The 15941-nt window shown below is 63.5% G+C and carries 17 protein-coding genes; 10 read left to right on the top strand and 7 right to left on the bottom strand.

Translation table 11 applies throughout. From position 1 onward, the window contains the following. Nucleotides 1–12: 12 nt before the first annotated feature. Nucleotides 13–1443 carry a coniferyl aldehyde dehydrogenase gene (locus tag KI241_RS25720; RefSeq protein WP_042731130.1) on the bottom strand — a complete coding sequence of 477 codons (1431 nt, stop codon included), beginning with the start codon at nucleotides 1441–1443 and terminating at the stop codon, nucleotides 13–15. A 150-nt stretch (nucleotides 1444–1593) separates the two neighbouring features. Here KI241_RS25720 and KI241_RS25715 point away from each other — a divergent pair, with 150 nt between their 5' ends. Both KI241_RS25715 and KI241_RS25710 read left to right on the top strand, forming a co-directional pair. Continuing rightward, complete coding sequence (locus tag KI241_RS25715; protein WP_042731129.1) at nucleotides 1594–2265, top strand: TetR/AcrR family transcriptional regulator; 672 nt, start codon at nucleotides 1594–1596, stop codon at nucleotides 2263–2265. A 33-nt stretch (nucleotides 2266–2298) separates the two neighbouring features. Further along, complete coding sequence (locus KI241_RS25710; RefSeq protein WP_212803131.1) at nucleotides 2299–3153, top strand: sulfurtransferase; 855 nt, start codon at nucleotides 2299–2301, stop codon at nucleotides 3151–3153. A gap of 150 nt (nucleotides 3154–3303) precedes the next feature. On the opposite strand, the gene KI241_RS25705 is transcribed toward KI241_RS25710, so the two are convergent. From KI241_RS25705 to KI241_RS25690, 4 genes are read right to left on the bottom strand one after another with little or no spacing between them, the layout of a single operon-like run. Next, nucleotides 3304–4302 (bottom strand): hydrolase, encoded by a 999-nt coding sequence (locus tag KI241_RS25705; protein ID WP_042731127.1) that lies wholly within the window; start codon nucleotides 4300–4302, stop codon nucleotides 3304–3306. Between the two features lie 31 nt (nucleotides 4303–4333). After that, entirely contained in the window at nucleotides 4334–4942 is a 609-nt protein-coding gene (gene rsmD / locus KI241_RS25700) for a 16S rRNA (guanine(966)-N(2))-methyltransferase RsmD (protein ID WP_042731126.1), read from the bottom strand. Further along, nucleotides 4942–6432 carry a pitrilysin family protein gene (locus tag KI241_RS25695; protein ID WP_042731125.1) on the bottom strand — a complete coding sequence of 497 codons (1491 nt, stop codon included), beginning with the start codon at nucleotides 6430–6432 and terminating at the stop codon, nucleotides 4942–4944. Before KI241_RS25695 ends, rsmD begins: the two co-directional genes overlap by 1 nt. Beyond that, nucleotides 6425–7780, bottom strand: a complete 1356-nt coding sequence (locus KI241_RS25690) for a pitrilysin family protein (RefSeq protein WP_042731124.1) — start codon at nucleotides 7778–7780, stop codon at nucleotides 6425–6427. Before KI241_RS25690 ends, KI241_RS25695 begins: the two co-directional genes overlap by 8 nt. A 344-nt stretch (nucleotides 7781–8124) precedes the next feature. Here KI241_RS25690 and ftsY point away from each other — a divergent pair, with 344 nt between their 5' ends. From ftsY to rpoH, 4 genes are all read left to right on the top strand, one after another. After that, complete coding sequence (ftsY, locus tag KI241_RS25685) at nucleotides 8125–9582, top strand: signal recognition particle-docking protein FtsY (RefSeq protein ID WP_212803130.1); 1458 nt, start codon at nucleotides 8125–8127, stop codon at nucleotides 9580–9582. Further along, on the top strand, nucleotides 9579–10250 hold the full coding sequence (gene ftsE, locus KI241_RS25680; RefSeq protein WP_024778908.1) for a cell division ATP-binding protein FtsE: 672 nt from the start codon (nucleotides 9579–9581) through the stop codon (nucleotides 10248–10250). The genes ftsY and ftsE overlap by 4 nt, the downstream gene beginning before the upstream one ends. After that, nucleotides 10247–11269 (top strand): permease-like cell division protein FtsX, encoded by a 1023-nt coding sequence (gene ftsX, locus KI241_RS25675; RefSeq protein WP_042731250.1) that lies wholly within the window; start codon nucleotides 10247–10249, stop codon nucleotides 11267–11269. The genes ftsE and ftsX overlap by 4 nt, the downstream gene beginning before the upstream one ends. A 111-nt stretch (nucleotides 11270–11380) precedes the next feature. Then, on the top strand, nucleotides 11381–12235 hold the full coding sequence (gene rpoH, locus KI241_RS25670; protein ID WP_003177476.1) for an RNA polymerase sigma factor RpoH: 855 nt from the start codon (nucleotides 11381–11383) through the stop codon (nucleotides 12233–12235). 198 nt (nucleotides 12236–12433) lie between these two features. Here rpoH and mtgA read toward each other — a convergent pair whose 3' ends face one another. After that, the gene (mtgA, locus tag KI241_RS25665) at nucleotides 12434–13156 is read right to left on the bottom strand and encodes a monofunctional biosynthetic peptidoglycan transglycosylase (RefSeq protein WP_042731251.1); all 723 of its coding nucleotides are present in this window, start codon (nucleotides 13154–13156) and stop codon (nucleotides 12434–12436) included. 73 nt (nucleotides 13157–13229) lie between these two features. Between mtgA and KI241_RS25660 the strand changes: the two genes are divergently transcribed. The 4 genes from KI241_RS25660 to trmB all read left to right on the top strand — a co-directional run bounded on the left by KI241_RS25660 (nucleotide 13230) and on the right by trmB (nucleotide 15485). Continuing rightward, on the top strand, nucleotides 13230–13610 hold the full coding sequence (locus tag KI241_RS25660) for a DUF423 domain-containing protein (RefSeq protein ID WP_042731252.1): 381 nt from the start codon (nucleotides 13230–13232) through the stop codon (nucleotides 13608–13610). Between the two features lie 90 nt (nucleotides 13611–13700). Next, complete coding sequence (gene thiS / locus KI241_RS25655) at nucleotides 13701–13901, top strand: sulfur carrier protein ThiS (protein WP_042731253.1); 201 nt, start codon at nucleotides 13701–13703, stop codon at nucleotides 13899–13901. A 54-nt stretch (nucleotides 13902–13955) separates the two neighbouring features. Then, nucleotides 13956–14750 (top strand): thiazole synthase, encoded by a 795-nt coding sequence (locus tag KI241_RS25650; RefSeq protein ID WP_042731254.1) that lies wholly within the window; start codon nucleotides 13956–13958, stop codon nucleotides 14748–14750. Between the two features lie 9 nt (nucleotides 14751–14759). Continuing rightward, a complete protein-coding gene (gene trmB / locus KI241_RS25645) occupies nucleotides 14760–15485 on the top strand; it encodes a tRNA (guanosine(46)-N7)-methyltransferase TrmB (protein ID WP_042731255.1) in 726 nt (241 codons plus the stop codon). 128 nt (nucleotides 15486–15613) lie between these two features. Here trmB and KI241_RS25640 read toward each other — a convergent pair whose 3' ends face one another. After that, nucleotides 15614–15937, bottom strand: coding sequence for a DUF3392 domain-containing protein (locus KI241_RS25640; RefSeq protein WP_024778900.1), 324 nt, complete (start codon nucleotides 15935–15937; stop codon nucleotides 15614–15616). Between the last annotated feature and the right edge of the window lie 4 nt (nucleotides 15938–15941).

Genomic DNA, 15941 nt, shown 5'->3' with positions numbered 1-15941 from the left:
GGGGCAGGCCTGTTAGCGAACGAACAGCTTCTGGATCAACGTCTGCAGCGGCTTGCCGTAGGGCGGATAGATCAACTTCGCGGCGTTGAAACGCTGCTTGGTCAGCACGCCCTTGGCCTTGCTGAAGGTCAGGAAGCCCTCGTGCCCGTGGTAATGCCCCATGCCCGAAGGACCGACGCCGCCAAAGGGCAGGTCGTCCTGGGCGACGTGCAGCAGCGTGTCGTTCAGGCAAACGCCACCGGAGTGGGTTTCGTGCAGGACACGCTGCTGCTCGGCCTTGTTGTAGCCGAAGTAGTAGAGCGCCAGCGGGCGTGGGCGTTGGTTGATGTAGGCAAAGGCCTGGTCCAGGTGCTCGTACGGCACGATGGGCAACAGCGGGCCGAAGATTTCGTCCTGCATGACGGTCATGTCATCGTGGACGTTGAGCAGCAGGCTGTGGGGCATGCGGCGCGCCTGGCCCTGGTCGAACAGCTCGATCAGCAGTGCGCCCTTGCTGGTGGCGTCACCGATGTAGCCGTTGAGCCGGGCCAGGTGTCGTTCATTGATGATCGCTGTGTAGTCCGGATTGTCCGCCAACGTCGGATAAAACCTGCGCACCGCTTCGCGATAGGCTTCGACGAATTCGCCGACACGGTTCTGCGGCACCAGCACGTAGTCCGGTGCGACGCAGGTTTGCCCGGCGTTCAGGGTCTTGCCGAAGGCAATGCGTTCGGCGGCATCGCGCAGGGGGACGTCGGCGGAAACGATGGCCGGCGATTTTCCACCCAGCTCGAGGGTCACCGGAGTCAGGTTCTCGGCGGCGGCCCGCATGACATGCCGGCCGACGCTGGTGGCGCCGGTGAACAACAAGTGATCGAAGGGCAGCCTGGAGAACGCCACGCCGACCTCCGCTTCGCCAAGCGCCACGCAGACCAGGTCCTGGGGAAAGATCCGGGCCAGCAGTTGCTTGAGCAACAGGCCGGTCGCGGGGGTTGCTTCGCTGAGCTTGAGCATCACCCGGTTGCCTGCGGCCAATGCCCCCACCAACGGGCCGATGGCCAGGAACAGCGGGTAGTTCCAGGGCACGATGACCCCGACCACGCCCAGCGGTTGATAAATGACCTTGGCCGATGCCGGTTGGAACGCCATGCCCACCTTGCGCCGGGATGGCTTCATCCAGCCCGCGAGGTGGCGGCTGGCGTAATGGATGCCGTGCAGGCTGGGCATCAGCTCGGCCAGCAGTGTTTCGTCGGCGCTGCGGTAGCTGAAGTCCTGGCTGATGGCGTCGATCAAGGCCTGGCGCTCGTTGCTCAAGATCTCGCCCAGCGCCTTGAGCCATTGCCGGCGCTGTTCGGCCGGCGGCATGGGGTGGGCAGCGTAGGCCTTGCGCTGGGCATCGAAGAGCGACCGCAACGCGTCCAATTGCTGTTGGGATTCATGCAGGTAGGCAACGTCGGCAGGCATGTTCGAGCACCGGATGTTATTAGAATGGGTGTTTTTTAGAGCTTATACTCTAGAAAGTCAATGGCCTCCACAAGCGGCTTTGGGTTTTTTCCGGTGACCAATAGGTCGTAAGATGTCCCTCAATGCCTTCGTAGAATTAAAGCCCAAACCATGGCCCCACGAATCAAAACCAGCGAGCGCATCGTGCAAAACAGCCTGGAGCTGTTCAACCAGCAGGGCGAGCGCAGCGTCAGCACCAACCACATTGCCGCTCATATGGACATGTCGCCAGGCAATCTCTATTACCACTTCCCCAACAAGCAGGCGATCATCGCCGTGCTGTTCAGTGAGTACGAGAACCTGGTGGACAGTTTCCTGCGCCCGCCCCAGGGCCGCGCGGCGACCGTGGAGGACAAGCGCTTCTATCTGCAGGAACTGCTGGCGGCCATGTGGCGCTACCGCTTCCTGCACCGTGACCTGGAGCACCTGCTCGACAGCGACCCGGACCTCGCGGCGCGCTATCGGCGTTTTTCCCAGCGCAGCCTGATCCATGGCACGGCCATCTACGAGGGCTTCGTCGAGGCGGGCATCCTGAAGATGGACCGGGTGCAGATCGAATCCCTGACCCTCAATGCCTGGATCATCCTCACGTCGTGGGTGCGGTTCCTGTGCACCACGCGGGAAAACTTCAGCCACTTGAGTGAACAGGCCATCAAGCGCGGGGTGTATCAGGTCCTGGTGCTGGAAGCCGGTTTCGTGACCGATCAGGCCCGCGACGCGGTGGATGCCTTGTTCAAAGAGTTTTATGTCCCCCTGGCCCAGACCCTGGAGGAAGGGCAGTAGGAACGGACCCTCGATTTCCCACAGGAGCTCACCATGTCGATTGCGCAACTCATCAGTCCCCAGGCCCTCGATCAGCGGCGAGCGCTGCCCGGGCTGGTCATCCTTGATTGCCGCTTTGCCCTGGAAGACCCGGATTACGGCCAACGCAGCTATGCCGAGGGCCATATCGCCGGTGCGACGTTCGCGGACCTTGAGCGAGACCTGAGCGGGCCGGTGACCAAGGGCGTGACCGGTCGCCATCCGCTGCCGTCACCCGAGGCCCTAGTGGAGCGCTTGAGGGCCTGGGGGATCGATAACGACAGCGACGTCGTGCTCTACGACGACGGTCCGGGCGCGTATGCCGCGCGGGCCTGGTGGTTGCTGGCCTGGCTGGGCAAGCGCGAGGGCGTGTACCTGCTCGACGGCGGACTCAAGGCCTGGCATGCGGCCGGCTTGCCATTGAGCCTCGACCCGCCACAGACGCGCCGCGGCACCTTCGACGGCGCACCGGACACCGCCCTGGTGCTGACCGCGCAAACCTTGCAGCAGCGCCTCGGCCAGCCGGACATGACCTTGCTGGATGCCCGTGCGCTGCCGCGTTTCAAGGGTGAAGTCGAACCGATCGACCCGGTGGCCGGGCATATTCCGGGCGCACAGTGCGCCGCGTTCACCGACAACCTGGGCAGCGACGGTCGCTTTTTGCCGCCCGCCCAGCTCAAGCAGCGTTTCGCCGAAAAACTGGGCGAGCGTTCACCTGCCGGGTTGGTGGCCTATTGCGGCTCCGGTGTGACCGCCTGCCATAACCTGTTTGCCTTGTGCCTGGCGGGATACCCGTTGGGGCAGTTGTACGCCGGCTCGTGGAGTGAGTGGATCACCGATCCACACAGGGCCGTTGCCGTCGGCGAGTAACACTCAACCCTGTCACTGAGCCTTGTGGGAGCGAGCTTGCTCGCGAAAGCGGTGTACCAGACACACAAACGTTGACTGACACTCCGCTTTCGCGAGCAAGCTTGCTCCCACAGGCGGTTTGTGCATCCCACAGGCGCTTTGTGCAGGACCTTATCCGCGGCCCAGGCTGGCCAGCCACTGGGGAATGCGTCGCTCCAGGTAGTAACCGGGGTGGCGCATGGTGCCGTCGACAAACCCCACGTGCCCGCCCTGGGCATGCAGCTCCAAGTGGGTCGACGCCGACAGTTCGCCAGGTTCAGGCAGGCTGTGGGGAAAGACGAAAGGATCGTCGGCCGCCTGGATCAGCAGGGTCGGCGTGTTGATCTCGCCCATGAAATAGCGGCTGGAGGCGCGACGGTAATAGTCCGCCGCGTCCGAGAAACCGTGCAGCGGCGCGGTCACCCGGCCGTCGAAGTCCCAGAACGTGCGCATGTTTTCCAGCGGGCCAAGCGCTGCCAGGGTCGCCAGCCCTTCGTGGCGTCCGTCGTGCTGGAACTGACGCTGCTTGTTGCGCACGTATGCCACCAGTTGGCGCATGAAGTGGGCCTGGTAGAAGCGGGAGAAACCCTGCCCGATGCGATCGGCGCACTGGTCGAGGCGAAACGGCACCGAGACCGCCACGGCGCCCTGCAACTGGCTATGGCTGCCGGTTTCGCCCAGGTGCTTGAGCAACACGTTGCCGCCCAGTGAATAACCCACCGCGAACAGCGGCGCCAGCGGCCGTCGCCCGCGCAAGTGGGCGATGGTGGCGGCCAGGTCTTCGCTGACGCCGGAGTGATAGCTGCGGGCCAACAGGTTGGGTTCCCCCGAGCAGCCGCGCCAGTTCAGCGCAACGCTGGCCCAACCCTGGCGATCAAGGGCATGTTGCAGGCCGGCCACGTAGGGCGAATTGGAGGAGCCCGTCAGTCCGTGCAGCACCAACACCAGCGGCGCCTCGGCGTTGTGGGGGCCATGCCAATCGAGGTCGAGGAAGTCACCGTCTTCCAGCCACAGGCGCTCGCGTTGGCGCTCGATGACGGTGGTCTTGCGCCACAGCGGCCCCCACAAAGTCTGCAAGTGCGGGTTGCCCAGGCCCCGGGCGGGGGTGAATCGTTCAGATGCAGCGGCCATTATTATTGTTCTCGATGCACCGGCCAGCCGTTCATTCAACGGCTTGCGCCATTCGTTGCCATAACGCGTAGTACACCCGCCCGGATTTCTGCTCGCGATGCAAACGCCAATTGCCCGGCAAGCCCAGGGTCGACGGAGCGGTCTCGCTTTCAGTGTAGACCCAGGCATCCTCGGCCAGCCACTGACGTTCCTCGAGCAGGGCGCACACTGTCGGCAGCAGGTTCTGGTTGAACGGTGGGTCGAGGAAGACCAGGTCGAAGGCCGTCGCCGGCTGGCTGTCCAGGTAGCGCAGCGCATCGGCGGTCTGCACCTGGCCGACGGTGCAACGCAGGGTGCCCAGGTGCTCTTTCAATTGGGAGACCGCCAGGCTGCTGGCGTCTAGGGCCTGGCCCATGGCGGCGCCACGGGACAGCGCTTCGAGGAACAACGCGCCGCTGCCGGCGAACGGGTCGAGTACCCGTGCTCCGGCGACGTACGGTGCCAGCCAGTTGAACAGGGTTTCCCGCACACGGTCCGGCGTTGGGCGCAGGCCGGGCGCGTCGGGGAAACTCAAGCGCCGGCTGCGCCATTCGCCGCCGATGATGCGTAGCTGGTTCACGCCGTTGTGGGCGGGTTTCTTGGAATTCGATGGGCGGGCCATTAGTGCTCCGGAACCCCGAGCGGTTGCTCGGCAGGTTTGTCAGTGGGGGCCGGTAGCGGCTTTTGCGGCACGGTCGGGCCGGCGGTGACGATGACCATCTTGTCCGTGCTCAGGTGTTTCTCCAGCGCGGTGCGGACCTGCTCGACGGTCAACGCCTGGGACTGGCGCATGAAGTCTTCCAGGTAGCTCAGCGGCAGGTCATAGAAACCCATGGCCCCGAGCTGGCCGACGATGTCGGCGTTGCTGGCCGTGGACAGCGGGAAGCTGCCGGCCATTTCACGCTTGGCGTCGTCGAGTTCTTTCTGGGTCGGGCCGTTCTTCAGGTAATCGGCGAATACGTCCTGCACCAGTTTCAAGGTGCCTTCGCTCATTTCGGCGCGGGTCTGCAGGTTGATCATGAATGGACCGCGGGCCTGCATCGGGGTGAAGCCTGAATACACGCCATAGGTCAGGCCGCGTTTTTCCCGAACTTCTGTCATCAGGCGCGTGCCGAAACCGCCGCCACCGAGGATCTGGTTGCCCAGGGACACGGCGGCGAAGTCCGGGTCGTCACGGTCGATACCCAACTGCGCGAGCATCAGGTTGGTCTGCTTGGACGGGAATTCGATGTGGCTGACGCTGGCCTTCGGTTCGACCGGCGCAGGCGTCTTGGCCAGGGCCGGCCCCTTGGGCAACGCAGCGGACACCTGGTTGGCCATCGCCTCGGCTTCAGTACGGGACAGGTCGCCCACCAACGCGATCACCGCGTTGCCGGCGGCGTAGGCCTTGGCATGGAAAGCCCGCAACTGGGCCAGGGTGATCGGTGGAATGCTCTGTGCGGTGCCATCGCTGGAGTGGCCGTAGGGATGATCGCCGTACAGGCGCTTCATCAGCTCCAGGCCCGCCAGTTTGCCGGGGTTCTGCTTCTGGTACTCGAACCCGGCGAGCATCTGGTTCTTGATACGGCTGAAGGAGTCGGCGGGGAAGGTCGGCTTGCCGACCACATCGGCGAACAGTTGCAGCGCCGGTTCACGCTTGTCCACGGCGCTGAGGCTGCGCAGGGATGCCACGGCCATGTCTCGGTAGGCCCCGTTGCCGAAGTCCGCGCCGAGGCTTTCGAAGCCTTCGGCAATGGCGCCGACGTCCTTGCCGGCCACGCCTTCATTGAGCATGGCATTGGTCAGCATCGCGAGGCCGGGGGCGTCGCCGTCCTGGCTGCTGCCGGCGGCGAAGGTCAGGCGCAGGTCGAACATGGGCAATTCCCGGGCTTCGACGAACAGCACCTTGGCGCCTTCGGCGGTTTTCCAGGTTTGTACGTCGAGCTGGCGATGACTGGGCGCCTTGCCGTCCAGCTCGGCCAACGATTGCAGCTTGTTGCCGGACTTGGCGTTATCCAGGGCCTGGCTTGCGGTGACGCCCGTGGCGGGCAACAGATAGAACGCCAGTGCGCCGGCCAGGGCGACGAACACCAGGCCGATCAACAGCCGACGCGATGATGTGCGCTCACTCATGGGCTTTCTCCTCGGGCAGGACATGCGCAACGCTCAGGCGTGCGCGGGTGAAATACAGCTGGGCTGCCTTCTGGATATCTTGCGGGGTCACGCTTTGCAGTTCGGCGAGTTCGGTGTCCATCAGCTTCCAGGACAGGCCGACGGTTTCCAGCTGGCCGATGGCGGTGGCCTGGCTGGTGATCGAATCGCGCTCGTACACCAGGCCGGCAATGACCTGGGCGCGCACGCGCTCCAGTTCGTCGGCCGTCGGAGCGGTGGTCTTCAGTTGTTCGAGTAGGCGCCACAGCCCGGCTTCGGCCTGGGCGATGGTCTTGCCTTTCTGGGTATTGGGGGTCGCCGACAGGGTGAACAGCGAGTCACCGCGGGTGTAGGCGTCGTAATTCGACGAGCCACCGGAGACCAGTTCCTCACCGCGCTCCAGTTGGGTCGGGATCCGCCCGCTGTAGCCGCCGTCCAGCAGCGCCGAGATCAACCGCAAGGCGTTGATCGAGCGTTTGTCCGTCGCGGTGGCGATGCTGGGGACGTTGAAGGCCAGCATCACGCTGGGCAGTTGGGTCTGCACGTGCAGGGTGATCTGGCGCTCGCCGGGTTCGGCCAGTTCCAGGGGGATCTTAGCCGATGGCACGGCGCGCCGGGCAATCGGGCCGAAGTAGCGTTGGGCCAAGGCCTTGACCTCGTCTGGCGTTACGTCGCCGACCACCACGAGGGTCGCATTGTTCGGGGTGTACCAGGATTCGTACCAGTGGCGCAGTTCCTCGACGGTCATGCGGTCGAGGTCGGCCATCCAGCCGATGGTCGGCGTGTGGTAGCCGCTGGCCGGGTAGGCCATGGCCTTGAAGCGTTCATAGGCCTTGGACATGGGCTTGTCGTCAGTGCGCATGCGGCGCTCTTCCTTGATGACCTCGATCTCGCGGCTGAACTCTTCCGGCGGCAGGCGCAGGCTGGCCATGCGGTCGGCTTCCAGTTCGAAGGCCACGCCCAGGCGGTCACGGGCCAGCACCTGGTAATAGGCGGTGAAGTCATCGCTGGTGAAGGCGTTCTCTTCGGCGCCCAGGTCCCGCAGGATCAGCGAGGCCTCGCCAGGACCGACTTTTTCGCTGCCCTTGAACATCATGTGTTCCAAGGCGTGGGACAAACCGGTCTGGCCCGGTGTCTCGTAGCTGGAGCCGACCTTGTACCAGACCTGGGAGACCACCACCGGCGCACGATGGTCTTCTCGCACCACGACCTTCAGGCCGTTATCGAGGGTAAATTCGTGGGTGGGTTGTGGATCGGCAGCCAGGGCTGAAAGGGGCAGACAAACTGTGCTGAACAGCAGGCCTGCAACGCGGCGGGCAAGAGCATTCATTCGTGTTTAAACCTGTTGGGCTGCCCGCTAGGTCTTAGCGTCGGCGGGCGAGAGGGTGCTAGGATAACGGTCCGTTTTACTGGCGGCCACGCCTATCGGGCCTTTTATCGGCCCGAGGCTGTTTGGGTTCTGCGCAGAAACGCCGGGTTAGCGCGTCGATCCCGGCGTTTTCGCCGATGATGCCGTACCAGTCCTTTGAAAAAATCAGCCATGAGGTGTCCCCGGGACATTTCGACAATCTGTTGCCCGTGAACAAGCTGGGTGAAACGCAGTCTGTTCAGCATCGAATATTTATCACCGAGGCGCCCTTGTGGCGCTTCGCTACCGTGAGATAGCCGTCCTCCATGTTTGGTTCCAACGACGACAAGAAGACCCCAGCCGCGGCTGGCGAGAAGAAAGGCCTGTTCGGATGGCTGCGCAAGAAGCCGCAGGAAACCGTCGTCGAACAGCCGCAAGCACCGCTTGAACCTGCCGCCGAGCCGGTGGCCGAGGAAGCCGCGCCCATCGTCCTGCCGATTGCCGAGCCGGTGCTGCAACCGGCCGAATCCGAACCCGAGCCCACGCCCGAGCCTGTGATCGAACAGCCACTGGCCGCGCCTGCAGGGCAAACGCCCTGGCTGACCCTGCCCGTGGCGGAAGAGCCGGTGGCGCTGGTGGATGACGCGCAGGCCTCGCAGGTCACCCCGCCGATCCCGGCTGTTGCCCAGCCTGTCGTCGCGCCTGTGGTGCAGCCGGTTGCCGACCTGCCGGCGGTGGCCGCCACGCCGGTCATACCCACACCCGTCGCCACGCCAGCCGTGCCCGCCGTTGCGCCTGCGCCCGTCGAGCCCGAGGCCCCGGCGCAGCCGGCACGTACCAATGAAGAGGCCAAGGTCGGCTTCTTTGCCCGCCTCAAGCAAGGCCTGTCGAAAACCAGCGCCAGCATCGGCGAAGGCATGGCCAGCCTGTTCCTGGGCAAGAAGGTCATCGATGACGAACTGCTGGAAGACATCGAGACCCGCCTGCTGACCGCCGACGTCGGCGTGGAGGCGACCTCGGTGATCATCAAGAGCCTGACCCAGAAAGTCGCGCGCAAGCAGTTGACCGATGCCGACGCGCTGTACAAATCCTTGCAGGGCGAGCTGACCAACCTGCTCAAGCCGGTGGAGCAACCGCTGGTGATTGCTTCCCAGAACAAGCCGTATGTGATCCTGGTGGTGGGCGTCAACGGCGCCGGCAAGACCACCACCATCGGTAAGCTGGCGAAGAAGCTGCAACTGGAGGGCAAGAAAGTCATGCTGGCCGCGGGCGACACCTTCCGCGCCGCCGCGGTGGAGCAACTGCAAGTGTGGGGCGAGCGCAACAAGATCGCGGTGATCGCCCAGCACACCGGCGCAGACTCCGCTTCGGTGATCTTCGACGCCGTGCAGGCTGCCAAGGCCCGTGGCATCGATGTGCTGATCGCCGACACGGCCGGTCGCCTGCACACCAAGGACAACCTGATGGAGGAGCTCAAGAAGGTTCGCCGGGTCATCGGCAAACTCGACGCCGAGGCGCCTCACGAAGTGCTGCTGGTGCTCGACGCCGGTACCGGCCAGAACGCCATCAGCCAGGCCAAGCAATTCAACCAGACCGTCGAACTGACCGGGCTGGCCCTGACCAAGCTCGATGGCACCGCCAAGGGTGGGGTGATCTTTGCCCTGGCCAAGCAGTTCGGCCTGCCCATTCGCTACATTGGCGTGGGTGAAGGCATCGACGATCTGCGCACTTTTGAAGCCGAGCCCTTTGTCCAGGCGCTGTTTGCCGAGCGGGAGCATTCATGATTCGTTTCGAACAGGTCGGTAAACGCTATCCGAACGGGCATGTCGGCTTGCATGAGCTGAGCTTTCGGGTGCGTCGCGGCGAGTTTCTGTTTGTTACCGGCCATTCCGGTGCCGGTAAGAGCACCCTGCTGCGCCTGCTGCTGGCGATGGAGCGGCCCACCACTGGCAAGCTGTTGCTGGCCGGCCAGGACCTGAGCACCATCAGCAATGCCCAGATTCCCTACCTGCGGCGGCAGATCGGCGTGGTGTTCCAGAATCACCAGTTGCTGTTCGATCGCACCGTGTTCAACAACGTGGCGCTGCCGTTGCAGATCCTCGGGCTGTCCAAGGCCGAGATCAACAAGCGCGTGGACTCGGCCCTCGAACGCGTGGCCCTGTCGGACAAGACCGACCTGTATCCGGGCGACCTGTCCACCGGCCAGCAACAGCGTGTCGGCATCGCCCGCGCCATCGTCCATCGCCCGGCCTTGCTGCTGGCGGACGAGCCCACCGGTAACCTCGACCCGCGCCTGGCGGCGGAAATCATGGGCGTGTTCGAAGACATCAATCGCCTGGGCACCAGCGTGCTGATCGCCAGTCACGACCTGGCCCTGATCGCACGCATGCGTCACCGCATGCTCACCTTGCAACGTGGCCGTCTGATCGGTGACGGGGAGGCCGGTGTATGAGCGCAACCCGTAGCCCGAAAGTGGCCGAGCGCGTGGCGCCAAAGGCCTCCGACCCGCAGCCGCAAAAAAAGAAACGCGACGATGACGACGGCCCGGATTTCCCGACGCTGCTGCGTGCCTGGATCGAAAGCCACCGGGCCAGCCTGCTGGACAGCCTGCGCCGCCTGGGCAAACAGCCCATCGGCAGCTTCTTTACCTGCATGGTGATGGCCGTCGCCTTGAGCTTGCCGATGGGGCTGTCATTACTGCTGAACAATGTGGAGCGCCTCGGCGGCTCCTGGCAGCGTGCGGCGCAGATCTCCCTGTACCTGCAATTGGAAGCGACGCCGGGCGAAGGCCAGGCGCTGCGCGAGCAGATCCAGGCCATGCCGGGGGTGGCCGACGCTGAGTACATCAGTCGTGAGCAGGCACTGGAGGAGTTCCAGCAGCAGTCCGGCCTGGGCGAAGCCCTCAAGGAATTGCCGCAGAACCCATTGCCGGGCGTGGTGCTGGTGACGCCGAAGGAGGTCGACAAGCCGACCCTTGAAGCATTGAGACAAACACTTTCCGAATTGCCGAAGGTACAACAGGCGCAGCTTGATCTAGTCTGGGTCGAGCGTCTGGCGGCGATCCTCAAGCTGGGCGATCGTTTCGTCTTCGGCCTGACGGTGCTGCTGGTTTCTGCATTACTTTTGGTGATAGGCAATACCATTCGTCTTCATATTGAAAACCGCCGCACCGAGATAGAAGTGATTAAACTCGTCGGCGGCACGGACAGTTATGTGCGCAGGCCCTTCCTCTATATGGGCGCGCTCTATGGCTTTGGTGCCGGGATCCTGTCCTGGGGTGTATTGGCGTTCGGCCTGGATTGGCTGAACGATGCGGTGGTGGGGCTGGCCGGTTTGTACGGCAGCGACTTCGCACTGGCCGGCGTGCCAGTCGCCGACGGTCTGTCGCTCTTGCTTGGCGCCGTACTGTTGGGTTATATCGGTGCATGGATTGCGGTAGCACGCCACTTGCGTGAGCTTGCACCAAAATAGTGAATTTGCGCGTATTGACCTTTCGGTTTTTGTGGGAACTTGTCCTACGGTTCCCGGTCAATTTTCGCAGTGCTGAACTGCACGAGTTATGTGAGTCGGAGGTTTTTTCGTATGACCACTTCTTTGCAACCTGCTTATGCCTTGGTCCCGGGTGCGAACCTGGAGGCGTATGTGCACACGGTGAACAGCATTCCATTGCTGACGCCCGAGCAGGAGCGTGAACTGGCCGAGAGTCTCTATTATGAGCAGGATCTTGAGGCGGCTCGGCAGATGGTGCTCGCCCACCTGCGTTTTGTCGTACATATTGCCCGCAGCTATTCCGGCTACGGGCTGGCCCAGGCCGACCTGATCCAGGAAGGCAACGTCGGCCTGATGAAGGCGGTCAAGCGTTTCAACCCGGAAATGGGCGTGCGCCTGGTGTCGTTTGCGGTGCACTGGATCAAGGCGGAAATCCACGAGTTCATCCTGCGCAACTGGCGCATCGTGAAAGTCGCGACCACCAAGGCCCAGCGCAAGCTGTTCTTCAATCTGCGCAGCCAGAAGAAACGTCTGGCCTGGCTGAACAACGAAGAAGTCCACCGCGTGGCGGAAAGCCTGGGCGTCGAGCCTCGGGAAGTCCGTGAGATGGAAAGCCGCCTGACCGGCCATGACATGGCCTTCGACCCGGCCGCCGAAGCGGACGATGACAGCGCTTTCCAATCGCCGGCCAACTACCTGGAAGACCACCGGTACGACCCGGCGCGCCAGTTGGAAGACGCCGATTGGAGCGACAACTCCAACACCAACCTGCACGAAGCCCTGGAAGTGCTGGACGAGCGCAGTCGCGACATCCTCTACCAGCGTTGGCTGGCCGAGGAAAAAGCCACGCTGCACGACCTGGCGCAGAAGTACAACGTGTCGGCCGAGCGGATTCGTCAGCTCGAGAAAAGCGCGATGAACAAGCTCAAGGTATCGATTGCGGCCTGATCTTCGCAGCGGTAATAAAAAGCGCCCCGATCAGCGATGATCGGGGCGTTTTCGTTCGGGCTCGATAATTTGAGCTCACTGCTGATCCTGTGGGAGCGAGCTTGCTCGCGATGAGGCCATTGCATTCAACGTCAGTGCTGGCTGTTGAACTGCTATCGCGAGCAAGCTCGCTCCCACAAGGGGTCCTCAGTGTCTGGGCTACTGAGCCCAGGGCGCTCGCCGCGCACGATCGAGCTCCAGCAGGTAGCTATCGCCCCCCAACTGGCTCATCTGCTGGCGAATCCAGCTAGCCCGCCGTAGCACATAAGGGCTTGGCCGGCCGGCGCTCCATTTACGTGGATTGGGCAAGACCGCTGCCAGCAGGCTGGCCTGCTGTCGGGACAGGGCGTTGGCGCCAACACGGAAATGATGGCGCGCCGCGGCTTCGGCCCCGAACACACCGTCGTCCCACTCGACGCTGTTGAGGTACACCTCAAGGATCCGCTCCTTGGACCAGAACACTTCGATCAGTGCGGTGAACCAGGCTTCCAGGCCTTTACGCAGCCAGCTGCGACCGGACCACAGGAACAGGTTCTTGGACACTTGCTGGCTGAGGGTGCTGGCGCCGCGAATCGAACCGCCCCGTTCGTTGTGGGCGAACGCGGCCTGGATTGCGCCGATGTCAAACCCCCAGTGCTCGGGGAATTTCTGATCTTCGCCGGCCATCACGGCGAGCTTGAGGTTGTCGGAGATCTGATCCCAGGGTTGCCAGGTGCGTTGCAGGTCGATGGGCTCGCCGTTGAACCAGGACTCGACTTTGCGCTCGATCATCAGCGCCGTGAACGGCGGCGGCACGACGCGAAACAGCAGCACCAGGACAACGCTGCCGACGGCGAACCAGAGCAGGGCTTGGAGGAATCGTCGAAATAATGAACGCAGCATAGGGATGGCTTGGCCGAACCGGTCGAGCGGGCCATTATACAGACCCTGTCCACCGCGTCTGATTGGAGTTCTCATGCTGCGTAGCTTTCTGATGCTGGCTGCTTTTTTCGGTTTCACCGGCGTGGCACTCGGAGCCTTTGCCGCCCACGGCCTGAAAAACCGCCTGAGCGCCGATTACCTGGCGATTTTCCATACCGGCGTCACCTACCAACTGGTGCACACCCTAGCCTTGCTGGGGGTTGCGCTGCTGGCCACGCACATCCCTGGTCGAATCGTCACCTGGGCCGGGATTTCATTCGTGATCGGCATCCTGCTGTTCTCCGGCAGCCTTTACCTGCTGACCCTCACGGGCATAGGCAAGCTCGGCATCATCACCCCGTTCGGCGGCGTGGCGTTCTTGATCGGCTGGCTTTGCCTGGGGATCGCGGCCTGGCGCCTGCAGCTTGCGGCGTAACGCTTGCCGATGTAGCTGACCAAGGGACTTGGGTCCCCCAGACTGATCGGGCTAGAATGCCTGCCCCTAAAAATGATGGCGGCATCCGGCATGCGCATTCAGTTGAACGGCGAACCCCTTGACCTGCCCGACGGTGAAACCGTCGCGGCCCTGCTGACCCGCCTGGAACTCACCGGGCGCCGTGTGGCGGTGGAGCTCAACCTGGATATCGTCCCGCGCAGTCAGCACGCCGACACCACCCTCAACGAGGGTGACCAGGTTGAAGTCGTGCACGCCATTGGTGGCGGCTAGTCGCGCCGGTTTCGCAGTCTTTCGCAAGAACCTCACCCCAACAGAGGATTTCCCATGAGCATCGTTCGTAGCGACAAGCCCTTCGTCCTGGCCGGTCGTACCTACCAGTCGCGCTTGCTGGTAGGCACCGGCAAGTACCGCGACATGGAAGAGACCCGCCTGGCTATCGAGGCCTCGGGCGCCGAAATCGTCACCGTCGCCGTGCGCCGGACCAACATCGGCCAGAACCCGGGCGAACCGAACCTGCTGGATATCCTGCCGCCGGATCGCTACACCATCCTGCCGAACACGGCCGGTTGCTTTGACGCCACCGAAGCCGTGCGCACCTGCCGCCTGGCCCGTGAGCTGCTCGATGGCCATAACCTGGTGAAACTGGAAGTGCTGGCCGACCAGAAAACCCTGTTCCCCAACGTGATCGAAACCCTCAAGGCCGCTGAAACGCTGGTCAAGGAAGGCTTCGACGTGATGGTGTACACCAGCGATGACCCGATCATCGCCCGTCAGTTGGCGGAAATCGGCTGCATCGCGGTGATGCCGCTGGCCGGGCTGATCGGCACGGGCCTGGGGATCTGCAACCCGTACAACCTGCAGATCATCCTCGAGGAAGCGAAGATCCCGGTGCTGGTAGATGCCGGCGTCGGCACCGCTTCCGACGCCACCATCGCCATGGAACTGGGTTGCGAAGCGGTGCTGATGAACTCCGCCATCGCCCACGCCCAGCAGCCGATCCTGATGGCCGAAGCCATGAAGCACGCCATCGTGGCCGGGCGCCTGGCGTACCTCGCCGGCCGCATGCCGAAAAAACTTTACGCCAGCGCCTCCTCGCCGCTGGATGGTCTGATCAAGTAAGAGCCATTGATGACTGAATCGAACGACACGCCTGTCCAGCCGGACGAAGGCGAAGAGCGCCAACACCGCCGCATCAAGAGTTTCGTGATGCGTGCCGGGCGCATGACCGAAGGCCAGCAGCGTGGCCTGGAGCAGGGCGCCCCTCTGTTCGTCCTGCCGCTGGCCGACGCGCCGGTGGACTTCGACCAGGTGTTCGGCCGCTCGGCCCCGCGCTCGCTGGAAATCGGTTTCGGCATGGGCCACTCGCTGTTGGAGATGGCCGCCGCGGCGCCGGAACAGGATTTCATCGGTGTGGAAGTGCACCGGCCCGGTGTCGGTGCGCTGCTCAACGGCGTGCTGACCCAGGGGCTGACCAACCTGCGGGTCTACGATTGCGATGCCATCGAGGTGCTCAACCGCTGCGTGGCCGACAACAGCCTCGACCGGCTGATGCTGTTCTTCCCGGACCCTTGGCACAAGAGCCGTCACCACAAGCGCCGCATCGTCCAGGCTTCGTTCGCTGAGTTGGTGCGCAGCAAGTTGAAAGTCGGTGGCGTGCTGCACATGGCCACTGACTGGGAACCCTACGCCGAATACATGCTGGAAGTGATGAACGTCGCGCCGGGCTACCGCAACCTTGCCGAAGACGGCCAATACGTCCCGCGTCCGGCTGAACGACCGATCACCAAGTTCGAGCGCCGCGGCGAGCGGCTGGGGCATGGGGTCTGGGATTTGAAGTTCGAGAAGCAGTCCTAAGCCACACGCAGTTCAATGTGGGAGCGGGCTTGCTCGCGAATGCGGTGTATCAGACACATTAATGTCGACTGATACACCGCATTCGCGAGCAAGCCCGCTCCCACAGTCGTTTTGGGGCGGTGCGAAGGTCAGCGCCGATCCGCCACCACGCCGATCAACACCAGTACCACCAACAGCACCGGCGCCAGGCTGTAGTTGTTGAACTGGCTCAGCCCTCGCACCACCCATGGCGTGGCGTAGATCAGGGCGGCACCGCTGCCGATCATGCACAGCAGGGCGATCAACGGGACGCGCAACGCGCCGGCGATGCTGCCCAGGCGTTGCTCGACCCAGGCCTTGATGTCCGCACCGAACAGCACCAGCAGGCAGCCGACCAGCGCCAGGGAGATTTCCGACAGGTTGCTGCGGCTCCAGCGGGACACGGTGGCCAGCAGGTCGAGTACCAGATCCATTCGA

This window comes from Pseudomonas sp. Cab53 (assembly GCF_018325965.1).
GTDB classification, from domain to species: domain Bacteria; phylum Pseudomonadota; class Gammaproteobacteria; order Pseudomonadales; family Pseudomonadaceae; genus Aquipseudomonas; species Aquipseudomonas chlororaphis_E.
The sequence above is the reverse complement of the archived record's forward strand: the minus strand, read 5'-3'. Positions and strand labels throughout refer to the sequence as shown.